Below are 21,103 nucleotides of genomic sequence, written 5' to 3' on the forward strand. Positions count from 1 at the left end.
CCGAACGTGCCCGATATCTGGCGTGCCCACAGCAAGGGTTCAATGGCCGCCTTGTATTCCCCGCGGTCAAACAGCAGCAGCGCGTCGATGATCGGCGTACCGGTCTCGCGCATCCAGCGGTTCATCTCGTGATGCATGTCACCCTCGTGGGCAATCTTTACGAGATCGGTCGCATCGCTGCGCCGCCCGGCGCCGACATAAGCGAGCGCGGCATGCACATCGTTGAAAGGATAGCATTTGCCATCGGCATGCTGCGTCCAGGTCTCGGCCAGTTCGTCCCACCGATCGGCGATGTCCACGCCCAGCAGATGCAGGCGCCAGAGCAGCGCGGAGGCATCCACCAGGTTCTGCGCCACGGTTGTCGGCTCACCGCGCACTTGTTCATCATAGAGGCTCAGCGCCGCGTCGGCTTCGCCCAGTTCGAGGTGGCACAGCGCCAGATGCCACCAGTTGTGCACCTTGAGGAAGTTCTCCGGCTGCGCCCAGTGCGCCCGCCGCTTGCGCATGAAGTCACGCCCTTCGCCAGCGCGCCCCTGCATTTCAAGAACATGCGTCACCGCGTGATGGGCCCAGCAATCGTCCGGATCCGTCTCCAGCGCCTTGAGGCCCGAGGCTTCGGCGCGGCGGTAATCGCCCATCTCTTCAAGGCCGAAGGCCAGCATGCCGAGCAGCCAGGAGCGCCCCGGCACGCCGTCCCAGGCCGGCAGGGCGCGCGCGATCCGGTCACGCAGGTTGCGGGCATTGGCCGTCAGAAAATCTGCCTGATGGCCCGCCAGCAAACCGATCAGGTCGCAAGGGTAAGCAGCATTGTGCAGGTCCAGCGCGCGCGAGGCGGCCGTCCATTCGGTCGCCGCCGCCAACTTCAGCGCGGCGAGGTGACTATCCTCGCGCGGCCCGCGCGGCATCTCCGCCAGCTCTTCCACCATCCGGCGCGCCTGCGCCGTGGCCTGGGGTTCGGTGGACATGGCATAGATCCAGGCCTTGGCGATAAGGGCCATCGGGAAGTCCGGAGAATCCGCCAGCGCCTCGCGCAGCGGTTCCAGCGGATCGCCGCAGAAACGTGCAAACCTCGCGACCGCCAGATCGAAAAGTTCCGCCGCACGGGGCGATGCCCCGGTCAGATCCACGCCCTGCCTGTCAGAAATCGTCATCGGCCGGCTCCCGCCCCGCGTCGCCTCAGCGCATTGTGTGGCGCTCGCCCCCGGTGCGCAAGCCGGACAAGGGAACAAACAGGCGGAAAGGGGAAACGAAAAGGGCCGAACCAAGAAGGTCCGGCCCTTGAACTCTACGTTCGCACTCTACTGCCGGGAGGCCGCGGGCGGCCTGTCCAACTCCGGGATTACTTTGCGAAGGACGCCGCATAAGGTTTTGCAGCATTGCGCCATGCCGCAACGCAAAGCTCGGTCTGGGCCGTCAGTTCGGTCGTATAAGCCGACAACATCGACTTTGCGAAAGCCGACTGCAGCTCGAACATCTCGCGCGGGTCGCGGACATTCGCGAGGGTCTGGGTGAGCTCGACACTCTGTTCCATCGCCTGGGTGACGAAGCTGACATTGCGGTTGCCGATTTCGCGCAGCACGTTCGACGAGGCTACAGCGCTGTCGGTGAGGGCTTTGACGCCGCCTTCAGCCATGCCGGTGAATTTGCCGGTGAACTTGTCCGTGAACTTGCCGGCGAGTTCGGTGACCTGTTCCAGGCCGGCATCAATCGTTTTTTCAATCTGTTTCGTGGTTGCGGTGTTGGGACGAGCTTCCGCTTTGGCGCGAGCCGTCGATGCAGTGGTCTTGGCCATGGGAGAATCCTTCTATTGTAAGGTGTGCTATGGAGAACACACCTTTCTCGCACATGCAATAAATTTTGTGCGCCGCAACATTAAGCATTTGGCGTTCTGATTGCATTCAGCCCTGGACAGTTACAAAAGTGTCAGCGGACAGGCTGCGTTAAGCTGTGGTCAACTGGTTTGACCGAATCTAGGTTTTTAACCGGGGTGTCCGGGGTTTAGTGTATAGGAGGCTGCCTCTATGGCATTGCTCAACCTGGCCTTCTGCCGTGCGGCCGCCCTTACGGCGGCTGTGGGCTTGACGGGCGTTTCCGTTGGCCAGGCCGCCGAGGCCGAGAAATACGCTGCCCTCGTCATGGATTCGCAAACCAACGAAATCCTGCATTCCCGAAATGCCGACGATGCCCGCTATCCGGCCTCACTGACCAAGGTGATGACCCTTTTCCTGCTGTTCGACGCGATCAATGCCGGCGAGGTCAGCCTGAACGACAAGATGACGGTCAGCCGGAACGCCGCCGCCCAGCCCCCGTCAAATCTGAAACTCAAGGCCGGCGCCAAGATCAAGGTTGAGGACGCCATCCTCGCCCTCGTCACCAAGTCCGCCAATGACGTCGCCGTCGTCGTTGCCGAACATCTCGGCGGCACCGAGCGCAATTTCGCGGTCCGGATGACGGAAAAAGCGCGTGACCTCGGGCTGGCGAATACCACGTTCAAGAACGCATCCGGCCTGCCGAACACGGCTCAGGTGTCCACCGCCTATGACCTCGCCCTGCTCGCAGACGCCTTGCTTGAGCAACATGGCCAGTATTATCATTACTTCGAGAACAAGAAATTCTCCTGGGGCCGGCTGGTCTACAAGAATCACAACGATCTCGTCGGCTCGCTCGATGGTGTTGACGGCATCAAGACCGGCTATACCCGGGCGTCCGGCTTCAACCTCATGACCTCGGCCGAACGTGATGGCCACCGCGTCATCGCGATCGTGCTGGGCGGCGCCACCGCCAGGTCGCGCAACGACCATGTGGCCGACCTCGTCGAAGCTGCCTTCGCGCAGCTGAACGGTCCGATGGACGCAGCTACTCCGAAGCTTCGCGGCACCAGGGCCATGGCTTCGATCCAGGCTCCGGTAAACCCGAACGCCGCTGCCGAGCCGATGCTCAATGGCAAACCGCTCAGCGCCTATGCGGCGCAGCCCGTAAACCTCGCGATGAACCTGCCGTCAGACCAGTCCTCGGACGAAGACATGCCGGGCGATATGATCATCGTTGAAGGCGACGGCGCCGAGGACATCGCCTCGGTCCAGCCCTCGCCGGCCCTGCCCGCCCCGGGCGCCAGCTTCTCGGTCAGCGATTATGAAGCCCGCCAGACGGCGCAGGCCGCCAGGGCTGCGGGTGTCTCCGTCCCGGAGTATCAGGCCCGCCAGACGGCCAAGGCCGCCGCCGCCGCTCAAGTCGCCGAGTATACCCGCCGCCAGACGCGCCGCTGACACCGCCGCCCGCACCCGGGCACTTGCCGAAGCTGCCGGGCTCGCGCACAACCCCGCTCGCCGACCTGACCCCAGCCGGGAGCCGTTGAACCGTGAGCGCAAATTCAGATCTGTCCCTCGCCCGCAGCGTGATCCGCATCGAGCGCGACGCCCTCGACAAGCTCGAGGCCTCCCTCGGCAACACACTGCTCGAAGCCGTCGAGCTGATCCTGTCAACCGACCGCCACGTCGTCGTCGCCGGCGTCGGCAAGTCCGGTCATATCGGCCAGAAGATCGCCGCCAGCCTCGCCTCCACCGGCACCCCCGCCTTCTTCATCCACCCGACCGAAGCCAGCCATGGCGACCTCGGCATGCTGATTCCGGGTTCGGTGCTGATCGCGATATCCTATTCGGGCGAGAGCCGCGAAATGGTCGACCTGCTACGCTATTGCAAAGGCAATGCGATTCCCGTCATCGCCATGACGCGCGCCGCAGACTCCACCCTCGGGCGCTTCGCCGATGTCCTGCTTGAACTTCCCGGCGTGCCGGAAGCCTGCCCGAACGGCCTTGCCCCCACCTCCTCCACCACGATGGCCCTCGCCCTCGGTGATGCGCTCACCATCGTTCTGATGGCGCGGCGGGGATTCTCGCGCGAGGATTTCGGCTTCCGCCACCCAGGCGGCAAGCTCGGCCGCTCCCTGCAGACCGCCGGAGATTATGTCCGCGAACGCAAGGAAATGCCTGCGCTGATCGAAGTGGGCGCCAGTTTCGAGGCTGTGGTCTACGCTGTGTCGGAGGGCCGCAAGGGCTGCGCCGGTGTCATCGATGCCAACGGCGCCCTGATCGGCATGGTCACTGACGGCGACCTGCGCCGCGCGATGATGGCCGGCAAAACCGGCGCCCCGGCCGGCGACGTAATGACAAAATCCCCTCGCACCATTGATCCCGAAGAGCGCATGCAGGTCGTCATCAAGCAGCTCAGCGAAAACCGCATCTCGAACGCCTTTGTCCTCGGCGAGGACGGCCAGCCCCTCGGCCTCGTCGACATGAAAGATCTGTTGGCCGAGGGTTATCTCTGACCCTGGGATAATCCGCTCACCCGCCCCCACGCGCGCGGGAATGGGCGGGGGCAGAAACCCCGGCGCACGAAACCGCGCGCCGGGCCTTCCCGGATTACTTCTGCAACTCGAACAATACGCTGACGCTCGCCGTCACGCCGACTTCGCCGCCGGCAACCGGCGTCGGAGCGCCGCCGACCATGCTCGCCGTCTCGCCGCGCTGCATCATCATCGGCTGCGGCGAATACTCGTAGCCTTCGCTGATCGTCACGATCCGCGCGACCCGCATGCCGGACGCGGCTGCATACATCTCGGCTTTCGCAATCGCATCCTTCATCGCCTGCGTGCGCGCCTGGTTCTTGATGTCCTTGTCGTTCTCGATGGCAAAGCTGACGCCCGAGAACGTATTGCCGCCGGCCTTCACAAGGCTGTCGATCGTCGCGCCCAGGGTATCGAGTTTGCGCACGCGCGCGGTGACATTGTTGGTGGCCACATAGCCGGCCAGTTTCTGCTCGCCGCGCGTGCTGCCATCGCGCTGCTTCACTTCGAGATAATCATAGCGCGGATAGAGGCTGAGACCCGACGTCTGCATATCCTTCGCGGCGATACCCGCCGATTGCAACGCAGAGAAGACGCCGTTCATCGAGGCCGACTGCGCGGTCATAGCTTCGCTGGCCGTGGCGCGTTCTTCGGTCACGCCGGCGGTGATATAGGCAATATCCGGCGCCCGGTTGATCTTGGCTTCGGCGTTGATCTGAAGCGTCGTTTCCGGCTGGATCGAATTCGGGTGCACGGTCATGGCAGCGGGGCTCGCAAGCATCGGGGCGGCGCCAGCGGCCGAGGCAAACGGCATCTGCGCACAGGCGACAGGCGCCGCAGCAATCATAACAGCAGCAAGGGCAAGCAGGGGGCGGTTCATCGATTTCTCCATAATGAACGGATAGAAGCGGTACGCCTGTCTTCCTGTTCGAACAAGGCCGTTGCAAGGCGCCCGTGCGGCGCCTAAACGACCTCTACAGGGGCCTGTAGCTCAGTTGGTTAGAGCGGACCGCTCATAACGGTCTGGTCGGGGGTTCAAGTCCCTCCGGGCCCACCATTCCCTGAAAACCGGACGCAACCCCGCCCCCGGGGATATGTACACTTCGCCGCTATCTGTGGCTTTTCTGCCAGCCTCGCGCAGAGACCGCACAGTCCCGCCGGGGATTACAGTTTCGCAATGTAACCGGGGTTTTCCTGAGCCGTCTTCGGTGGCACTAGAGGGACGATCGCTGCTGCGATCCAAGCAAGGGGAGCAGAGCCGTGAATTCCAGAGACGCCGCCCGGCGCGCCATGGCACTCACGCTCTCGTTCGACACGGCGATGGCCGGTCTCGCAATGACCCTGGCGCATCTGGTGATCGTCATTTCGGATCCGGACGTGCCTTCTTTCCCGATCAGCGCATGGCTTCTGGCCAGTTCGGCTTTCATGCTCGCCGCCGCATCCGGCCTCGTGATCGGGGGCGTCCACCGCCAGGTCTGGCGCCATATCGGCGCGCCCGATGCCATTCACCTGCTGCAGGGAATTGCGCTGGCCGTGGTCCTTTACCTGCCGGTGATGGTCGCCCTTAATGGCCGCCTGGCAGATCCGCTACCCGCCCTGCTCGTCGCGACCGGCCTCTGGACCGCCGCTGCATTCGCCGGCCGCATGGTCGCCCGCTACCGGTCCACGAACGCCCCCTTCCGGATCTTCCAGCGCATACCCTTTAACAGCCAGGCGGTACTGCTGGTCGGCGACCCTGCCAGCTGGACCGAGGTCCTGCGCCGCATTGAGGCCTCGGGCGGCGGCGCCGCGCTGCGCGTCCTCGGCCTGATCGAGGTCGATCCGAAAGAGCCCGGCCGCGCTGTGCGCGGCCTGCCGATCATGGGCAGCCTGCGCAATCTCGGCGAGATCATCGACATTCTCACACTGCGCCATGGCACAACGCCCTGGATTGCCGTCACGGGCCCCGCCCGCGAGCGGGCAACGATGAACCGGGTGCTCGAGATCGCGTCCGGCCACGGCGCCCATATCATGTCGCTCGGCCATGACAGCGCTGCGCAGACGCTGGCGCCCGTCCGCCCGGCCGACCTCCTCGCCCGCCCCGAACGCGCGCTTGATCTGGCCCCCGTCCGCAAGTTGATCGAAGGGGCCAGCGTGATGGTCACCGGAGGCGGCGGATCGATTGGCTCTGAAGTCGCCCGCCAGGCCGCGCACCAGTCACCCGCCGCCCTGTCGATCATCGATTCCTCGGAGTTCAATCTCTACCAGATCGACCATCACCTGCGCGTCGACTATCCAGAGCTGCCGCTGGAATCACACCTCGGCGACGTGCGCGACACCGTCCGTCTTGCCAGCATCTTCGCGCAGTCAAAGCCGAGCCTTGTGATCCATGCCGCCGCGCTGAAACATGTGCCGCTGATGGAAGAAAACATCTGCGAAGCGATCCTCACGAATGTCGGCGGCGCCGTCGCCGTCGCACGCGCCGCTGCGGCCTCAGGCGTCAGTACGTTTGTATTCATATCTACCGACAAGGCAGTCGCCCCTGACAACGTCATGGGCGCCACCAAGCGCCTCGCCGAACTCGCCCTCAGTCGCATCATCGCCGAGGCCGGCATGACCGGCGCCATGGTGCGCTTTGGCAACGTGCTCGGCTCGTCCGGCTCGGTCGTTCCGCTGTTCGAAAGCCAGATTGCCGCCGGTGGCCCGGTCACCATTACCGATCCCGAAGCCACCCGCTATTTCATGACCATCGAGGAAGCCACCGCCCTCGTCCTTCAGGCAGCCGCCTTGCAGCATGAAAAGCAGCATGCTGAGCTTTTTGTGCTCGACATGGGCGAGCCCATCGCCATCCGCCAACTGGCCGAAACAATGATCCGCCTGAAGGGAAAGGTGCCCGGCGTCGACATCGAGATCACCACGGTGGGCATGCGCAAGGGCGAGAAACGCCATGAAGCCCTGACCTATTCCCACGAGACACTGGAGCCGACCGCCATCGACGGCGTCAACCGTGTCACCTGCCAGGCTGCTTCGGGCGACCTGCTCGACAAGCAGGTCAACGCGCTGATCGAAGCTGCCCGCCGCCACGACGCATCGGAAGCCCTGCGCCTGCTCAGCCTGCTGGTTCCGGAATACGGCGCCGAGCGCGCAGACGAAAATCAGCGCCTCCCGGCCTGACCTGAATACCGTGACAAACAGAAACGGCTCGGATTTGATCTCCGAGCCGCTATTGTACTGGGTTGGCAAAGCCTGTCAGAACCGGGCGCTGAGCGTCACTTTCGCCGTCAACGGCGCCGAGAGGGTGATGTTGTTGTCATTGTGCGAGCTGACGGCATAAAGTTCGCCAGTCAGGTTTTCCACGTTGATCTGGACCGAGAGATCATCCGACAACCGATAATAAGCGGCCGCATCAAGGCGTGTGAATGACGGCAACACCACCGAATTGGAAATCGTAGCGAACCGGTCATCCTGCCATATCAAGCCAAACCCGAGATCAAGCCTGTCGGTCGTGCGCACCTTGTTCCAGATACTGACGCTCTGCTCGGGAACCAGAGGCACATCGCGCCCGGCCGGCGCCGCGCTCGTCGTCTCGGTAATCCCGGCAGACTGCCAGGCATAGGCGGCGGCAACATCCCAGCCATCCCTGAGCTCGCCTTGCAGGGAAAGTTCGAGACCTTCACTTCGCTGCGCACCGGTCAGCACGGACACACCCGCCGCCGGCCCCGGCGCGGGCGTGTTGGTCCGGTCGAGGCGGAACAGCGCCGCCGTCAGCAACACTTCATTCGAAGGCTGCCATTTCACGCCGATTTCCGTGTTCTCGAACTCTTCGGGGTCGAAGTCTGACAAAGCGGGTGTCAGGTTGCCGAACTGTTCGCCGGACTGCGGAAGGTAAGACTTAGCCCAGCTGGCATATACGGCAAGATCCTCAAGCGGCTCGTAAACCAGCCCGAGACGCGGCGAAATAAATTCATCCGTACGCGCCGCATCTGCGCCGATCCGGTTATCGAATTCGAAATCAAAACGGTCAAACCGCACCCCGGCAATCACCTGCAGCTGCTCGGTAAGTTTCACCTGGTTTTGCGCATAAACTGCCAGCAAGTTGAGATCGTTCAGGTTATCGCGCGAAACCCGGCCGAAAACGGCGGAGGCATTCTTTCCTCGGTCCGCCACTGACACCGTCAGCCGCTCCAATCCGCCCGCTGACGGAAACTGCCCTTCGATGCGAACATTTTCGCTCTCCTGGATCCCGGCTTCGGCGCCCAGCAGCAGCGTATGCCGGAAGCCGGCGAACTCGCCTTCCAAGGTGAGGTCGGCCTGCCCTATAAGGTTCTCGCGCGTCGTCAGCGAATTATAAGCCGCCAGCTGCACTGTCCCGGCAGCCGCATTCACGGCGCTGGCCGCGAAAATGTTCTGATAAAACTTGTCATAGTCGCCATAGAGCAGCGTCGTGCGCAGGCTGAGAGCGTGCGTTAATTCATGCTCCAGCACCGCAGTCACTGAACTCATCGTCACATCACCTGGGCTCAGGTCCGGATTGCCGTAAAACGCCTTTTCAGACGCCTCGTAAGGCCGGCCATTGATCGATGGCACGCCGCGATCCGTGACGCGCTCATCCACAAAATGCTCCGCCGAAAGCCGGAGCGACGTCTTCGCCCCCAATGCGAAAGCGGCGCCCGGCGCAATTGCGTAGCGTTCGCCCGAAACACCTTCACGGTAGCTGTCGGCCTGTTCGTAGAGCGCATTGACGCGCGCATCGACACCGTTCGTGAGTTCATCGCCAAGATCCCCGCTCGCCCGCGCGTATCCGAACGAGCCGAGCCCGAGCGTCACTGCGCGCGTGCGCGCGCCATCAGCCTGCTTCGACACGCGGTTGATGACGCCTCCTCCCGTGCCGCGCCCGAAGACAAGGCCTGACGGCCCCTTCAGCACCTCGATCCGGTCGGTGTTGTATACATCGCGGTAGTACTGGAGATCATCACGCACACCGTCGACGAAGAAATCGGCCGTTGTGGTATTTCCCCGCAGCACGGGCGCATCGCGGTGGCCTTCGCCTTGCGCGACCGTCACGCCCGGCACAAAGCGCAGCGCTTCTCCAACGCCGCTCATGGCCTGGTCGCGCATCAGGTCGCCCGTGATCACGGTCATCGCCTGAGGAATCTCCACGATCGGCGTGTCCGTCTTTGTCGCGCCCCGGGACTTGTCTTCGGTATAGCCCGTACTGGCACCGTAAACGTAGATCGTTTCCTGACGCTTCGGCGCGTCGGCTTCGTCTTCAGCAGCAGCCGGAAAGACACCTGCAAAACCAAGGCTGAGCGTTGCAACGCAACCCAGCAGGCGAACCGCCCGGCGGCGCCCGGCGACGGGTCTGGCGCGGTGTCGAATGATCATCTCAAAGGCGCCCATAACTGCGAACGTTTCTCATTCGCTCGCTATCAGCCCTTCCTGAGGAGTGCAACTAATTCTCATTCACATGCGGCGGTTTTGCGCACCAGGGCCACAAAGTGTCGCTTTCAGGCCACAACAATCGGCCTGAACGTCCCGCAGATCATCCGCCCCATGTCGGCGCCGGCGCTATCCGGGCTGTCCTGCCCCGTCGGGGCGCGGCCATCACCTTTTGCCAGCCCGCATTATGCGCCGCCTGGTCCTTCCGGTTGATCCAGGAGAAAACGACCTCCTCCGCCGGCTTCTTCAGCACGCCCGTTTGGAGCGCGTTCACCTTGCCCTCCGCCAGATCGCCGCCAGATCGCCACCCCGGGCGTCCAGGGCCGAGGCCGAGCCGTATTCGATGAGCAGATCCGCCATCTTCTTCGCCGGCGCCGTGTAATCTGCCCGCTTGTCCGCAGGCACCGGGATCACTGTCGCGTTGATCCGTCCCGGAGCCGCCAGTGCATCGCCGAGCCGGTGTGCAAACCCGTCATAGATCATCGCCGTGCCGTCAAACGCCGTCTCCATGCCCGGCCCGCCAGGATCAGTATCAGTATCAGGATCAGGATCAGGATCCGCCATCACTGCCATATTTCCGCAGTCGCGCGTTGCACGGTCCGGCCAGATGACCCAGGAAAACATGACCGTCTCGGCGTCTTTCCTCATCACGGCCGAATTGAGACAGTTCGTCTTGCCCTGCGCCGCGTCCTCGCCCCAGTTCCCGACGAAGCCGAGAGCCCCGTATCTCTTGAACACCCCCGAGGCCCCGGACGCCATCTTCCGGTACGCCTTCTTGTTGGCATCCGGCACCGCCAGCTAAAATCCATCCACATAAGTCATATCATCAGCTCCCTGACATCTGATCCATTGCCGCCTCGCGGGCCGCTTCCATGTCCTCCGGCGATTTCGGCGGCCAGATGTGCCTGAACGTCCAGTGCGCCGCGCGCGCCCTTGCCCGCCGCTTCGCCGCCGCCCTCGCCCCTTCCGGCGTCAGCCATGGGCAATCCTCTTTGATGATGTCGCTGAACCGCCCGGTTGCGCCCTGCTTCGGCGATGCGGCCGCGTTCCTCGCGGTGGACTGCATGGCGCTCACCGCGAGCCTCAAGCCGCTGGAGCGCCGGGGCCTCGCCGAGATAGTTCCGGATACGGACGATAAACGCTTACGCCGGCTCTACCTGACACGCGCCGGGCGAAAACTCCTGAAGGCCGCCGTCCCCGTCTGGCCGCCGCCCATGACGAAACCGGCACCCACCTCGCGACCAACGGCCAGTCCCTGCGCACCGAACTCTCCCGCGTCGCCTCCGCCTGTTGAGCCGCAAAAGCAGGCATAGGTTTCAACGAACGCTTTTGTTCAGCGCCCGAACCCCGCCCCTGCAACTTGTCACACCGGCGAAGGTGGGGAACGCATGAAGCTCACACCTGTCCCGGTCCCGCCTTCGTTTGCGGGGATGAGCGAAAATATAAAGTCACCCGAATGCCAAACCCGGCCCCTCCCACAGAGCGCGTCCGGGCGCGCCTGCTGCCCTCAGCCCTTGCGCCCTTCGGGAGGGAACCAGGCGAGGTTCCCGCGCGTGATCACCCGGTCGCCAGCCACCACGTCGCCTGCGTCGAGATCCGGCTGACCCTTCACCTCGGCATAGACATTCCCGAAGTCCTGGTAGCACGCCTCCAGCAGCGCCTCGAAACTGTCGATCACGAAATAGGTCTGCTGGAAATTATCGATGATGTATTTCGTCCGCATCAGGCGTTTCAGGTCGAAGCCGATCCGGTTTGGACTTGCATCGTCCAGTGCGAACACGGTCTCCTGCGGGCTGGACAGGATGCCCGCGCCATATATGCGCAAACCGTCCGCCTCCTGAATAAGTCCGAACTCCACCGTGTACCAGTAAAGGCGCGCCAGATTGTGCAGCTGGCCGAGCCGCATCGCGCGCTGGCCGCCCTTGCCATAGGCCTCCATGAAATCTGCAAACACGCGATTGGCCAGCAGCGGCACATGGCCGAAGATGTCGTGGAAAATGTCTGGTTCCTGCAGGTAGTCAAACTCTGCCTCAGGCCGGATGAAGGCGCCCGCCGGAAAGCGGCGGTTGGCGAGGTGTTCAAAGAAAATCTCGTCCGCCACCAGCTCCGCTACGGGCACAAGGCGCCAACCCGTCAGCATCTCCAACCGGTCAGACAAGCGCCCCATGTGCGGAATACCCGAGGGCGAAAGCTCCAGCGTGCCCATTGCCTTCAGCGCCGCGGCACAAGCCCGGCCTTTGGTCACTTCGCGCTGACGGCGGAACAATCGGTCCCAGCGGTCATGTTCGTCGGCGCTATAGGTCTCCCAGGCCTGGTCGATGGTGAAGTCGGCCGCGCGCGGGGCGCCGTGATAGCGATTCTTGGCAAACGCAGTGTCCATCCCGCCAGTATAGGCCGAACAGCAGATTAGTTCCAGATGTAACTAATTCAGGCGCCGGTCAGGCAACCGCGCGGCTATCGACGATCTCGGTCAGCGTCACGCCCAGTTCTCCGTCTGCGACAACCAGTTTGCCGCGCGCGATCAGGCGGCCGGAGACGTAAATATCCACCGGTTCGCCAGCCTGCTTTTCCATTGTCAGCACTTCGCCGGGCGACAGCGCCATAAGTTCTTCCATCGTCAGGCGCACTTCGCCGAGCACAACCTCGACGCGCACTGGCACGTCCATCAGCATGCGGTGGAAAGCAGGGTTCGTCAGTTCGGTCATGTCTGGCCTTGTCCAATCTCGGCAAACAGGTCGCCCTGTCCGCCGGCAATGCGCGCCGCCGCGCCATCGATGAGGCTGCGCAGGCGCGCCTCGGTTGTCGCATGATAGTGCGAGGATGCAATGAGGCGCATCACCTCAGTGATTTCGTCGAGTGCCTGTGTCAGTTCGGCGGTCACCGCCGAGAGGCGTTCGCTTTCTGTCACCGATTTCATCTTCGCGGCTTCTGCGAGGGTTTCAACGCGCACCTGCGTGATGAGGGCGGCCACTTCCTCGCCCGTGAAGCTCACGCGTGCACGATCAGCGCCAACCTCTTCCGCCTGCGGACCAAAGTCCGAACGAAAGTCAAACGCGCAAACGGATTTCACGGCGCGTGCGGTCATTCGATCAACTCGTCGTCCGGCGCTACCTTGCCGGTGTGCAGGTCGCCGCGCGCGATCATCTGGCGGGCAAGTTCCACGAGTTCGCTGCGGGCCGCTTCGATATCGCTGCGGCGGACGGGGCCGAGCGAGGCAATCTCTTCGCGCAGCAGCTCGCCGGCGCGGGAGGTGACATTGGCGAAGAAGGCGGCGGCGGTTGTCTCCTTCGTACCTTTGAGCGCGGTAATCAGCACCGCGCGGTCGGCAGCGGCGAGCAGCGTCTGCATGCCGCCGGCGCCGAGCGCGGCGAGGTCGTCGAAGGTAAACATCAGCGAGCGGATCTTCTCGCCGGCGCCCGGTTCGGATTTTTCCAACGCGGCAAGAAACAGCGTGCCCGCGTGCGGATCGAGCCGGTCGAAGATGCGGGCGATGCGTTCGATGCCCGCCTGCCCGCCCTCGCGCCGAAGGGCGGCGACACGCCCCTTCAGGTGTTGTTCGAGGCTCGCCATGGCGGCGGGGTGTACTTCGCCGAGGTGCAGCAGACGCTGCATTGCCTCTATGGAAAGCGAGGGCGGCAACACGCGCAGCAGCTTCGCCGCAGCTTCGCCCGAGAGGCGCGAAAGGATCAGCGCAGCTACTTGCGGGCGTTCATGCTTAAGCAAGGCGGCAAGCACACCGGTGTCGAGCGCGGAGAGATCTTCCCAGACGCCTGCACCGGTGCTGGCACGTTGCGCCTCGGAGAAGCGGCGCAGTGCATCACTGTCGGCTGAAGGATCATCGGCGAGCCGGTCCATCGCGGCGCTGAGTTCGGCGGCTTCCTGCGGTTCCAGTTCGGCCCAGATCGGCGCTGCGTCCGGCCCCAGCGCGCGCATCAGCCGGGCCGAGCGGGCAAGCCCCGGCGCCGGCGCATGCGAGGGTCTGACCAGCGCGCTCATGCGGGCTCATCCCTGGTACGCATCCACCCGCGCAACACCGCTGCTGCCCGCGCCGGATCGCGCCGGGCAATGTCGCCAGCGCCGTCCGCAGGCACAACAATGGCTGGCGGACGCACGGCGCGCAGCGCCTCGCGCGGCCTTTCGGCGGGCTGAGGCGCGGTGATGATCTGGGCGGCAGATGCCGATACAGGGGCAGGCTTGCCCGTCAGAAGGGCCAGCGCGACGGCGATCAGCACAAGCGCCCCGAGGCCCGCGAGTTCGGCCCAGGCGGCTGCGTCCGGCCGGCCGGGCAAGCCTTCGGCGAAGGAAACGGTTTCGATGATCAGCTTGTCGCCGCGCCCGGGAATGAGTCCCGCGGCGATGGGCGCGATGCGCTGCAGCTCCGCCAGCCGCGCCGAGGCACGCTCATCAAGGAGCAGGAGCACTGTGCGCCCACCCTCGGCATTGAAGGTGACGCTCAGGCGGGAGAGGCCCGGCCCGGCAACGGGGGCAAGCACATCTGCAAGGGCCGCTTCGGCAGGGCTGGCGGCGACCTGAGCCCGCGGCCCAGTCAACAGGGCAGCGCCGCGCCAGCAGAGGAGACCGAGGGCCAGCGCGCAGGCCAGCATCGCCAGCTGGCGCATCAGCCCTCCCGTTGCCGATGCCGTGCTGCCTCCAAACGCCATTTTGCCCTCCGGGGCCAGCCAAAGGGCTGGCAGATTCCCGGAAAGCTAGAAGGCCTGCCTTAAGGCAGGTTTAACAAGACAGAGATCAGGTTAACCGCGGTACTGCTGGAGGCGCGTGGTGCGCAGGCCTTTTGCGCCGTGACGGGCATAAAGGCGTTCCCAGCCTTCATACTCCTCATCGGTGAGGCTGTAGCGTTCACGGGCGCTTTCGCGGGTCAAAAGACCGCCCTGGACGGCGGCAACCACTTCGGCCTTGCGGCGCGTGACCCAGCGGGAGATGCCGGGCGATGGCAGGTCGGCGAGCGTGAGGGTCTGGCCATCCGGGCCCTTGACGCTCAGGGGGCGTGCATTCTGCAAGTTCATGTTCAAAACCACTTCACGGTCTATGCGTTTCACCCTGCTTCTGCGGGGGCATGCAGCAGACCCTACACGAGCCGGTTTAACCCCGGCCTTGAGCGAAAAGATGAGTTTGTCCCCCTTCGTTAGGAGGCTGTTTGGAAACCTGTTCCGGGGCGGGACAATTGCTCCGAATTGGACGAAAAGGCGCCCCGACTGGGATTTTGATGCCAGTTTTTTGGAAACGCCTGTTCCGTCTGACCGCTCATCGCCGCGAAAGGAAACACCTTCGCGGGGATGAGCGGGCCTTGCTTCAGACCAGCCCTTTCAGGAGCTCCAGACTGTCATTGTCGCGGATCTGGGCGCAGTGGCGGCGCAGCATGGTGAGGAACATTTCGTCGCCGCGTTCAGTCTGCTTGACGATCATCGCGGCGGCGAAGGCGACCGAGATGCCGTAGAAGGCGAACCAGCGATAGTGCGTGTAGAGATCATCGAAGCTGTAGCTGGTGATGCCTTCGGCTTTCAGGGCTTCGTGATAGTGACGCAGCAGCGCCTGCTCATATTTCGGGCGTTCGTCACGCGTCAGGCCGGCGCCGATGAAATAGGCCACGTCATTGGCCGGCGCGCCCTTTCCGGCGGTCTGCCAGTCGACAACCGCGAGCGGCTTCTTCGCACCGGGCTTGCCGTAGAGCATATTATCGAGCCGGTAGTCCGAATGCGTCAGAGCGTAGGGCCCCTTATAGGTCTCGCCCCATTTCGGCAGGCTGGCGGCATAGGCATCACCCACCTCGATCTGGTCGGCATTGATGTGCGGGGCGTAGCGTTCCTTGAAACCGCCCCAGAGACCGGCGACCATTTCCGGGCTGAGGCCCGGCGGCGGCGCCTTGGCGGACCCCTGCAGCCAGTCATGCTCGTCGAGCATGGGGTCTTCCCAGTGCGCAGCGTGCAGCACGGCGGCGGCGTTCATCGCGAGCTTCGCGTCTTCGACGCCGCACCCTTTCAGCTGGTCGCCCTGTTCTGACGGCGACATGTCTTCCATGATCAGTGCAAAACGGTTCGTCTCCGAATCATAATCGGTGTACAGCGCGTCCGGTGTGATGCGGCCCGCCACTTTCGGGAAAGTGCGATAGAACATCACCTCCCGCTTGTAATGGTTCAGCATCCTGGCGGTAGCGACACTGATCTCGTTGGCGGACGGGAACTTGCCCACCAGCGTCTTCGGCGCGTTCGCCCCGGCGCGGGCATAATCGAACACGAAGCGGACATTCTCGCCGATCTGGCCAGTGCCGATGGATTTCGAGGTCAGGCTGCGCACTTCACCGTCGATGCCGATTTCGCCAAACAACTGGTTGAACCAGTCGGCCTTCAGTTCCAGCGGGTTTGTGTCGAGTCCGGGACGGCTCATACGGGTTTTTCCTCTGCAGACGGTGTATCGGCGCGGCGCCCTGCAAAGCGGCGCAGCTGGCCGAGGCGGTCTTCGGCGCGGCGCAGCCCCTTGTCGAGCGCGGCCATGGTGAGGGCGAAATCGCCGCTGGTCTCGCGGCGCCAGGCGCGTTCAGCCTGCGCGATGACGAGGGCGATACCGATGCGCTTGAGGCTGGCCGGGGCGCCGCCGTCATGGTCGAGCCCCGCCGAGGCGAGCGCCCAGGCGGCGCTGGCATGGCGATGGTTCGGCAGGCGGACGACATGCGTGAGCGAGGTTTCGCGGAACTTCATGATGTTGATAAGGCCGGCGCGGTAAGGCTCCATCGCCTCGAACCGCAGCATGATGACGTCGAACAGGCGCTCACGCGCGGAGACTTCGTCCGGCACGCCTTCGGCGGACATGGCCTTGTCGAAAAAGCTATCCAGCGCCTCGACCAGGTCCTCGCGGGAGGCGACACCGTGGAAATCGGACAGAGAAAGTTTCGCCTTCGCCGCGATGTCCGTGAGCGCAATATCCGACCATGGATGCGACGCGGCGAGGTCAAGAGCCGCTTTCAGTCCCTTCTCGATGATCTTTTCAGCAGCCGCCAAGGCGCACCTCCCGGGGTTTCAATCCGCCTCTTTGGAGAGCTGCCGGTCGCGGGCGGCGGCGGCGCGCAGGGCGTCTCTGAGCAACCCGGCCATCCCACCCGTGTCCATGAGGATGTCAAGGGCTGCCTGGGTAGTGCCGCCGGGGGAAGTGACCGCACGGCGCAGGCAACCCGGGCTGTCGGGGCTGGCCGCCATCAGCGCGGCAGCGCCTTCCACGGTGCGGCGCGCAAGACGCTGAGCCAGGTCGCGCGGCAGGCCCTCGGACTCGCCGGCTTCAGCCATCGTTTCGGCCAGCAGGAAGAGATAAGCCGGGCCGCTGCCGGAGAGAGCCGTGACGGCGGACATCAACTGCTCGTCCACGGGCCCGTGCACCTCGCCGAGCGGGGCGAGCAGGCCGCGGGTGGTTTCAAGGTCAGCGGCGGCGAGGCCGGGCGCGGAGAAGACCGTGATCCCCTGCCCGATGGCGCCCGGGGTGTTCGGCATGGCGCGGACAACGCGCGCGGTGCCGAGGCGGCGCGACATCTGCGCAATGCGCACGCCTGCCATGATCGAGACGACGAGGGTTTTCGGGCCGACGAAGGCGCAGGCGGCTTCAACGATGCCGGCAAAGGCCTGCGGCTTGACGGCGAGCACGAGGATGCCTGCCGGCGCCGGGGGCGCGTTGAGGCGCACCTTTCCGTCATCCGCCCAGGCGGTGACTTCTTCGGACGGACTGGGTTCGGTAACCGAGATGACGCGCTTGGGTTTTGCTTTCAGCCAGCCCCGCGCCAGTGCAGCGCCCATACGGCCTGCCCCAAACAGGACAAGGGACGGCGCAGTTGCCACGCCAGCCTCAGGCTTCGCCGTGGGTTTCGAACATCACCGCGTCGATAGCTTCGCGCGGCGATTTGCCGGCCCAGACGAGGAAGTTGAAGGCCGGCATGAACCGGTCAGCCGCGCTGACGGCCGCGGCAATCACAGCGCGGATCTCGCCTTGCGAGACTTCGTCCCGGCCTTCCATGGGGAAGGTGTAGCGGTAGATGATGACGCCGTCGTCGGACCAGAAATCGAAATGGCCGACCCAGAGGCGCTCGTTGGCGAGCATCACCAGTTCGGCAATCGCGCTGCGCTTGGCGGCCATGGCCTTCACGTCGAGTGTCAGGGAGAAGTGGATGGCGGACGGCTCTGGACGGTAGGCGAAAAGCGCACCCATGTCGCCCCAGCGTGTTTCGGCGACGACCTGCAGGGTGCCTTCCTCGTCGCGCTCAAACGGCCAGTTGGCGGCTTCGAGGACCACTTCCACGATATCGAGGGGGTCGATGTCGACGTCATGAGTGTGTTCGAGTTCAAGGCTCATTCGGGCGCCTCCGCATCGGTTTCATGGATTGGTGCCGGATTCGTGTGACAAATCCACACCCGAACAAACCGGGCCGTCTCAGGCTTGTCTATCGGCTTCAACAGTGGGCGTTCAGGATTTCCTGGAATTCGCCTGCGCCGCTTCGAGGGCGGCAAGGCGGGCTTCCAGGGTTTCCGTACGTTCCAGCGCGGCGGTAGCGATAGCCTTCAGGGCCTCGACTTCATCGCGGCCGGCGAGGTCCATATCTGCAATCAGCGCACGCACGCGGGCCTGCGCGGCGGTCCTGGCTTCCTCGCCTGCGGCGCGGGCCGCGCCGAGCGCGCCGGTCATCAGGCTGGCAATGTCATCAAGCAGTGGATTTGTGCCTGCCATGCAGTTACTCCTTCGCGCCGGGAATGCCGGGTCCGCCTAACAGATAAGGCGCCGGCCAGACAGGGAAAAGACGCCGCATGACCGAACTGCTGATGATGATGGGCGTTTACCTTAACCAGGCCGCGATGACCTTCCCGGAATGGCGCCCGGCCATTTTGTCCATTGATCTTGGCTTCCTCGGTCTCGGCGAGTTTCATCTGCGCTGGTATGCGCTCGGCTATATCGCCGGCATCGGCGGGGCCTGGTGGTATGGCTCGCAGCTGCTGAAGCGCGAGGGCCTGTGGGGCGCCAAGGCGCCGCTGAGCCAGGAAGGCCTCGACGATCTCATGTTCTGGATCATCATCGGCATCATCATCGGCGGCCGGATCGGATACGTCCTGTTCTACATGGTGCCCTACCAGATGGATGTGCTGGCGGCGGACCCGGTGACCGTGATCCGGATCTGGGATGGCGGCATGGCATTCCATGGCGGTATTGCCGGCGTGGCGCTGGTGCTTTGGTTCTTCGCGGCCAGGCGCGGCGCGGCGCTGCTGTCGGTCGGCGATATTGCCGGCGTGACGGCGCCCATCGGCATCGGACTGGTGCGGATCGCAAACTTCACCAATGCAGAACTCTATGGCCGGCATACGGGCTCTTCCGCCGGGATGATCTTCCCGGAGGGCTATGTGCCCGGCTCGACGCCGCCGGCCTTCAACTGGGATACCAATGAGTGGGTCTATTCGGGCACTGAAATGCCCCGCTTCCCAAGCCAGCTCTACGAATCTGTGCTGGAGGGCTGGCTGCCCCTGATCGTGCTGTCGGTGCTGATCTGGAAATTCGGCGCCCTGAAGCGCCCCGGCCTTGCGGCGGGGCTGTTCCTGATCATGTACGGGGTGGGCCGGTCGGTGGCCGAACACTTCCGGGCGCCTGATCCCTTTGTCAGCGGACTGCCGGAATGGCTGACCATGGGCATGCTGCTTTCGGCGCCGATGTGGCTGGGCGGCGCCTGGCTCATCTGGAACGCCCTGAAGCCGCAGGAGAAGCGGATTTAGGTCCGGGAAAGAAACCCGGAGCTGCGGACCCACCCGACAGACCTGGAACTCAGATGGAATGCAAGCTGACAGTCTCTGCCGGCTGAGGGGCGGGTGTCCTGGCCGCGCCCGAAGCCCTGGACCCGGGATTCTTCCGCTCCTGACGCCAGACACCGTCCCGGAAAGGGTTCCCGGCTGGCCCGGCGAGCAGGGTCCCGGCTCGGCGCACACCCCCCGTCATCCCCGGCCCGGCCGTCATGGCAGCAAGGCAGGGCCGGACCTGGTTCGGCTTCGGCTTCGGCTTTGGCTTCGGAATCTGCGTCTTCGCCCCGGCGCATGCGGGCCTTCAAGGGGGCGTAAAGGGATGCAGGGGCCCATGATTTCGGATCGCTCGCTTGCGGGGCGGCGATCCTGCTGGCCGCTTTATTCGGCGCGGCCTTTCTGGTACCGGCGAAGGCACGCTGAGTGTGTAGCCGGAATCCGAGTGAGCCATGACGATTGAAGACCGGCTGGTGCGCCTGATCGAGACAGGCGGGCCGATCCCCCTTTCCACTTACATGCAAATTGCGCTGCACGATCCGCAGGACGGCTATTACGCCGCCCGCCCGGGAATCGGCCGGGACTTCACGACGGCGCCGGAGACCAGCCAGGTGTTCGGCGAACTCATCGGCCTGTGGCTGGTGCATGAATGGAAGGCGATGGGCGCTCCGGAAACGTTCCAGCTGGTCGAGATCGGACCGGGGCGCGGTCAGCTGATGGCGGATGCGCTGCGGGTGGCGTTGGCGGTGGGCGGCGACCTGTTTGCCGATGCGGCAGAGCTCGTCTTCGTGGAGCCGAGCCCTGTGCTCAAAGAGGCGCTGGGCAGGATGTTCTCGCCGCTATCGCCGAAATTTGCGGCCACACTGGCGCAGGTGCCGGCCGGGCCGGCGCTGATCGTGGCGAATGAATATCTCGACTGCCTGCCCGCGCGTCAGTTTCGCCGGGCGGAGGGGGGCTGGCGTGAATGTGTGGTGGGCCTCAGCGAGGGCGGGCGGCTGGCCTTTGGCCTCGCCGCTGACGAGCCGCGCCCGCCGCAGGCCGCGGCGCTGTCCGGAGAGGTCGTGGAAGTGCAGACCGGCCTCGACCTGTTGGTGGCCGATCTCGTGTCGCGCGCGGCGCCGGTGCGGGCCCTGTTTATCGACTATGGCCCGGATGACCGCGCCCCCGGCGATACGCTACGCGCCTACCGTGAGGGCCGGCAGGTGGGCCCGCTGGAGGCGCCGGGGGTGAGCGACCTGACAGTCGACGTGGATTTCGGGCGGCTGGCGCGGCTGGCGCAGGCGGCCGGGCTCGACGTGGCCGGGCCGTCGCCGCAGGGCATGTTCCTGCTCGGCCTCGGGGCGCAGGCCCGGCTGAACCAGCTCGTGGCGGCAAATCCGGATGATGCCGAAGCGGTGTTCACAGCGGCGCGCAAGCTGATCGACCCGGCCGATATGGGTGCGCGGTTCAAGGCGGTCTGCCTGTCCTCGCCGGGCCTTGCCAGGCCCGCAGGCTTCTAGGTCATCGCTTTGCTATTGGCGCGCGGCGAATTTGCCCCCATCTGCTAGCATGACAGCCGCCACCCGAAGGACAG

At 64.5% G+C, this 21,103-nt stretch carries 23 protein-coding genes and 1 tRNA gene; 7 read left to right on the forward strand and 17 right to left on the reverse strand.

Annotation, left to right across the window (positions count from 1 at the left end):
* Positions 1-1,151: tetratricopeptide repeat protein (locus tag WEA77_RS05715; protein ID WP_368066908.1), on the reverse strand; the 1,151-nt coding region annotated here is incomplete at its 3' end.
* Between the two features lie 188 nt (positions 1,152-1,339).
* On the reverse strand, positions 1,340-1,792 hold the full coding sequence (locus tag WEA77_RS05720; protein WP_368066909.1) for a phasin family protein: 453 nt from the start codon (positions 1,790-1,792) through the stop codon (positions 1,340-1,342).
* A gap of 229 nt (positions 1,793-2,021) precedes the next feature.
* Between WEA77_RS05720 and WEA77_RS05725 the strand changes: the two genes are divergently transcribed.
* Both WEA77_RS05725 and WEA77_RS05730 read left to right on the forward strand, forming a co-directional pair.
* On the forward strand, positions 2,022-3,266 hold the full coding sequence (locus tag WEA77_RS05725) for a D-alanyl-D-alanine carboxypeptidase family protein (RefSeq protein ID WP_368066910.1): 1,245 nt from the start codon (positions 2,022-2,024) through the stop codon (positions 3,264-3,266).
* A gap of 92 nt (positions 3,267-3,358) precedes the next feature.
* Positions 3,359-4,324, forward strand: coding sequence for an SIS domain-containing protein (locus WEA77_RS05730; protein WP_368066911.1), 966 nt, complete (start codon positions 3,359-3,361; stop codon positions 4,322-4,324).
* Positions 4,325-4,418: 94 nt separating this feature from the next.
* Here WEA77_RS05730 and WEA77_RS05735 read toward each other — a convergent pair whose 3' ends face one another.
* Complete coding sequence (locus WEA77_RS05735; protein ID WP_368066912.1) at positions 4,419-5,222, reverse strand: SIMPL domain-containing protein; 804 nt, start codon at positions 5,220-5,222, stop codon at positions 4,419-4,421.
* Between the two features lie 100 nt (positions 5,223-5,322).
* On the opposite strand from WEA77_RS05735, the gene WEA77_RS05740 reads away from it, so the two are divergent.
* Both WEA77_RS05740 and WEA77_RS05745 read left to right on the forward strand, forming a co-directional pair.
* A tRNA-Ile gene (locus WEA77_RS05740) sits at positions 5,323-5,399 on the forward strand.
* Positions 5,400-5,602: 203 nt separating this feature from the next.
* On the forward strand, positions 5,603-7,495 hold the full coding sequence (locus WEA77_RS05745; RefSeq protein ID WP_368066913.1) for a polysaccharide biosynthesis protein: 1,893 nt from the start codon (positions 5,603-5,605) through the stop codon (positions 7,493-7,495).
* Positions 7,496-7,570: 75 nt separating this feature from the next.
* On the opposite strand, the gene WEA77_RS05750 is transcribed toward WEA77_RS05745, so the two are convergent.
* From WEA77_RS05750 to WEA77_RS05760, 3 genes are all read right to left on the reverse strand, one after another.
* Positions 7,571-9,706, reverse strand: coding sequence for a TonB-dependent receptor (locus tag WEA77_RS05750; protein ID WP_368066914.1), 2,136 nt, complete (start codon positions 9,704-9,706; stop codon positions 7,571-7,573).
* 157 nt (positions 9,707-9,863) lie between these two features.
* Positions 9,864-10,034 carry a DUF1428 family protein gene (locus tag WEA77_RS05755; RefSeq protein WP_368066915.1) on the reverse strand — a complete coding sequence of 57 codons (171 nt, stop codon included), beginning with the start codon at positions 10,032-10,034 and terminating at the stop codon, positions 9,864-9,866.
* Positions 10,031-10,519 (reverse strand): DUF1428 family protein, encoded by a 489-nt coding sequence (locus tag WEA77_RS05760; RefSeq protein WP_368066916.1) that lies wholly within the window; start codon positions 10,517-10,519, stop codon positions 10,031-10,033. The genes WEA77_RS05755 and WEA77_RS05760 overlap by 4 nt, the downstream gene beginning before the upstream one ends.
* A gap of 113 nt (positions 10,520-10,632) precedes the next feature.
* Here WEA77_RS05760 and WEA77_RS05765 point away from each other — a divergent pair, with 113 nt between their 5' ends.
* Positions 10,633-11,073 (forward strand): MarR family winged helix-turn-helix transcriptional regulator, encoded by a 441-nt coding sequence (locus WEA77_RS05765; RefSeq protein ID WP_368066917.1) that lies wholly within the window; start codon positions 10,633-10,635, stop codon positions 11,071-11,073.
* 194 nt (positions 11,074-11,267) lie between these two features.
* On the opposite strand, the gene phhA is transcribed toward WEA77_RS05765, so the two are convergent.
* From phhA to WEA77_RS05820, 11 genes are all read right to left on the reverse strand, one after another.
* Complete coding sequence (phhA, locus tag WEA77_RS05770) at positions 11,268-12,140, reverse strand: phenylalanine 4-monooxygenase (protein ID WP_368066918.1); 873 nt, start codon at positions 12,138-12,140, stop codon at positions 11,268-11,270.
* 58 nt (positions 12,141-12,198) lie between these two features.
* Complete coding sequence (gene fliN / locus WEA77_RS05775) at positions 12,199-12,465, reverse strand: flagellar motor switch protein FliN (RefSeq protein WP_368066919.1); 267 nt, start codon at positions 12,463-12,465, stop codon at positions 12,199-12,201.
* Positions 12,462-12,845, reverse strand: a complete 384-nt coding sequence (locus WEA77_RS05780) for a hypothetical protein (protein ID WP_368066920.1) — start codon at positions 12,843-12,845, stop codon at positions 12,462-12,464. The genes fliN and WEA77_RS05780 overlap by 4 nt, the downstream gene beginning before the upstream one ends.
* A complete protein-coding gene (locus tag WEA77_RS05785; protein WP_368066921.1) occupies positions 12,842-13,756 on the reverse strand; it encodes a FliG C-terminal domain-containing protein in 915 nt (304 codons plus the stop codon). Before WEA77_RS05785 ends, WEA77_RS05780 begins: the two co-directional genes overlap by 4 nt.
* A complete protein-coding gene (locus tag WEA77_RS05790) occupies positions 13,753-14,379 on the reverse strand; it encodes a hypothetical protein (protein ID WP_368066922.1) in 627 nt (208 codons plus the stop codon). The genes WEA77_RS05785 and WEA77_RS05790 overlap by 4 nt, the downstream gene beginning before the upstream one ends.
* A 132-nt stretch (positions 14,380-14,511) precedes the next feature.
* Entirely contained in the window at positions 14,512-14,784 is a 273-nt protein-coding gene (locus WEA77_RS05795; protein WP_368066923.1) for a DUF1153 domain-containing protein, read from the reverse strand.
* Positions 14,785-15,070: 286 nt separating this feature from the next.
* Positions 15,071-16,162 (reverse strand): phosphotransferase, encoded by a 1,092-nt coding sequence (locus WEA77_RS05800; protein WP_368066924.1) that lies wholly within the window; start codon positions 16,160-16,162, stop codon positions 15,071-15,073.
* The gene (locus WEA77_RS05805) at positions 16,159-16,773 is read right to left on the reverse strand and encodes a hypothetical protein (RefSeq protein ID WP_368066925.1); all 615 of its coding nucleotides are present in this window, start codon (positions 16,771-16,773) and stop codon (positions 16,159-16,161) included. The genes WEA77_RS05800 and WEA77_RS05805 overlap by 4 nt, the downstream gene beginning before the upstream one ends.
* 18 nt (positions 16,774-16,791) lie before the next feature.
* Entirely contained in the window at positions 16,792-17,598 is an 807-nt protein-coding gene (gene proC, locus WEA77_RS05810; protein ID WP_368066926.1) for a pyrroline-5-carboxylate reductase, read from the reverse strand.
* A 7-nt stretch (positions 17,599-17,605) separates the two neighbouring features.
* Positions 17,606-18,109: a YbjN domain-containing protein gene (locus tag WEA77_RS05815; RefSeq protein WP_368066928.1), complete on the reverse strand. Its 504-nt coding sequence runs from the start codon at positions 18,107-18,109 to the stop codon at positions 17,606-17,608.
* Positions 18,110-18,220: 111 nt separating this feature from the next.
* On the reverse strand, positions 18,221-18,481 hold the full coding sequence (locus WEA77_RS05820; RefSeq protein WP_368066929.1) for an accessory factor UbiK family protein: 261 nt from the start codon (positions 18,479-18,481) through the stop codon (positions 18,221-18,223).
* A 77-nt stretch (positions 18,482-18,558) separates the two neighbouring features.
* Between WEA77_RS05820 and lgt the strand changes: the two genes are divergently transcribed.
* Positions 18,559-19,512 (forward strand): prolipoprotein diacylglyceryl transferase, encoded by a 954-nt coding sequence (gene lgt / locus WEA77_RS05825; RefSeq protein ID WP_368066930.1) that lies wholly within the window; start codon positions 18,559-18,561, stop codon positions 19,510-19,512.
* A 470-nt stretch (positions 19,513-19,982) separates the two neighbouring features.
* Entirely contained in the window at positions 19,983-21,029 is a 1,047-nt protein-coding gene (locus WEA77_RS05830) for a class I SAM-dependent methyltransferase (RefSeq protein ID WP_368066931.1), read from the forward strand.
* The last annotated feature ends 74 nt before the right edge of the window (positions 21,030-21,103 follow it).

The organism is Hyphomonas sp., assembly GCF_040882205.1.
Taxonomy (GTDB): Bacteria; Pseudomonadota; Alphaproteobacteria; order Caulobacterales; family Hyphomonadaceae; genus Hyphomonas.

Bases quoted from the DNA above. Each gene is read 5' to 3' on its own strand.
- WEA77_RS05720 (WP_368066909.1), bottom strand. From the start codon at position 1,792: ATGGCCAAGACCACTGCATCGACGGCTCGCGCCAAAGCGGAAGCTCGT.
- WEA77_RS05725 (WP_368066910.1), top strand. From the start codon at position 2,022: ATGGCATTGCTCAACCTGGCCTTCTGCCGTGCGGCCGCCCTTACGGCG.
- WEA77_RS05735 (WP_368066912.1), bottom strand. From the start codon at position 5,222: ATGAACCGCCCCCTGCTTGCCCTTGCTGCTGTTATGATTGCTGCGGCG.
- WEA77_RS05750 (WP_368066914.1), bottom strand. From the start codon at position 9,706: ATGATCATTCGACACCGCGCCAGACCCGTCGCCGGGCGCCGCCGGGCG.
- WEA77_RS05760 (WP_368066916.1), bottom strand. From the start codon at position 10,519: ATGGCGTCCGGGGCCTCGGGGGTGTTCAAGAGATACGGGGCTCTCGGC.
- WEA77_RS05765 (WP_368066917.1), top strand. From the start codon at position 10,633: ATGTCCTCCGGCGATTTCGGCGGCCAGATGTGCCTGAACGTCCAGTGC.
- phhA (WP_368066918.1), bottom strand. From the start codon at position 12,140: ATGGACACTGCGTTTGCCAAGAATCGCTATCACGGCGCCCCGCGCGCG.
- fliN (WP_368066919.1), bottom strand. From the start codon at position 12,465: ATGACCGAACTGACGAACCCTGCTTTCCACCGCATGCTGATGGACGTG.
- WEA77_RS05780 (WP_368066920.1), bottom strand. From the start codon at position 12,845: ATGACCGCACGCGCCGTGAAATCCGTTTGCGCGTTTGACTTTCGTTCG.
- WEA77_RS05785 (WP_368066921.1), bottom strand. From the start codon at position 13,756: ATGAGCGCGCTGGTCAGACCCTCGCATGCGCCGGCGCCGGGGCTTGCC.
- WEA77_RS05790 (WP_368066922.1), bottom strand. From the start codon at position 14,379: ATGCGCCAGCTGGCGATGCTGGCCTGCGCGCTGGCCCTCGGTCTCCTC.
- WEA77_RS05795 (WP_368066923.1), bottom strand. From the start codon at position 14,784: ATGAACTTGCAGAATGCACGCCCCCTGAGCGTCAAGGGCCCGGATGGC.
- WEA77_RS05800 (WP_368066924.1), bottom strand. From the start codon at position 16,162: ATGAGCCGTCCCGGACTCGACACAAACCCGCTGGAACTGAAGGCCGAC.
- WEA77_RS05815 (WP_368066928.1), bottom strand. From the start codon at position 18,109: ATGAGCCTTGAACTCGAACACACTCATGACGTCGACATCGACCCCCTC.
- WEA77_RS05820 (WP_368066929.1), bottom strand. From the start codon at position 18,481: ATGGCAGGCACAAATCCACTGCTTGATGACATTGCCAGCCTGATGACC.
- lgt (WP_368066930.1), top strand. From the start codon at position 18,559: ATGACCGAACTGCTGATGATGATGGGCGTTTACCTTAACCAGGCCGCG.
- WEA77_RS05830 (WP_368066931.1), top strand. From the start codon at position 19,983: ATGACGATTGAAGACCGGCTGGTGCGCCTGATCGAGACAGGCGGGCCG.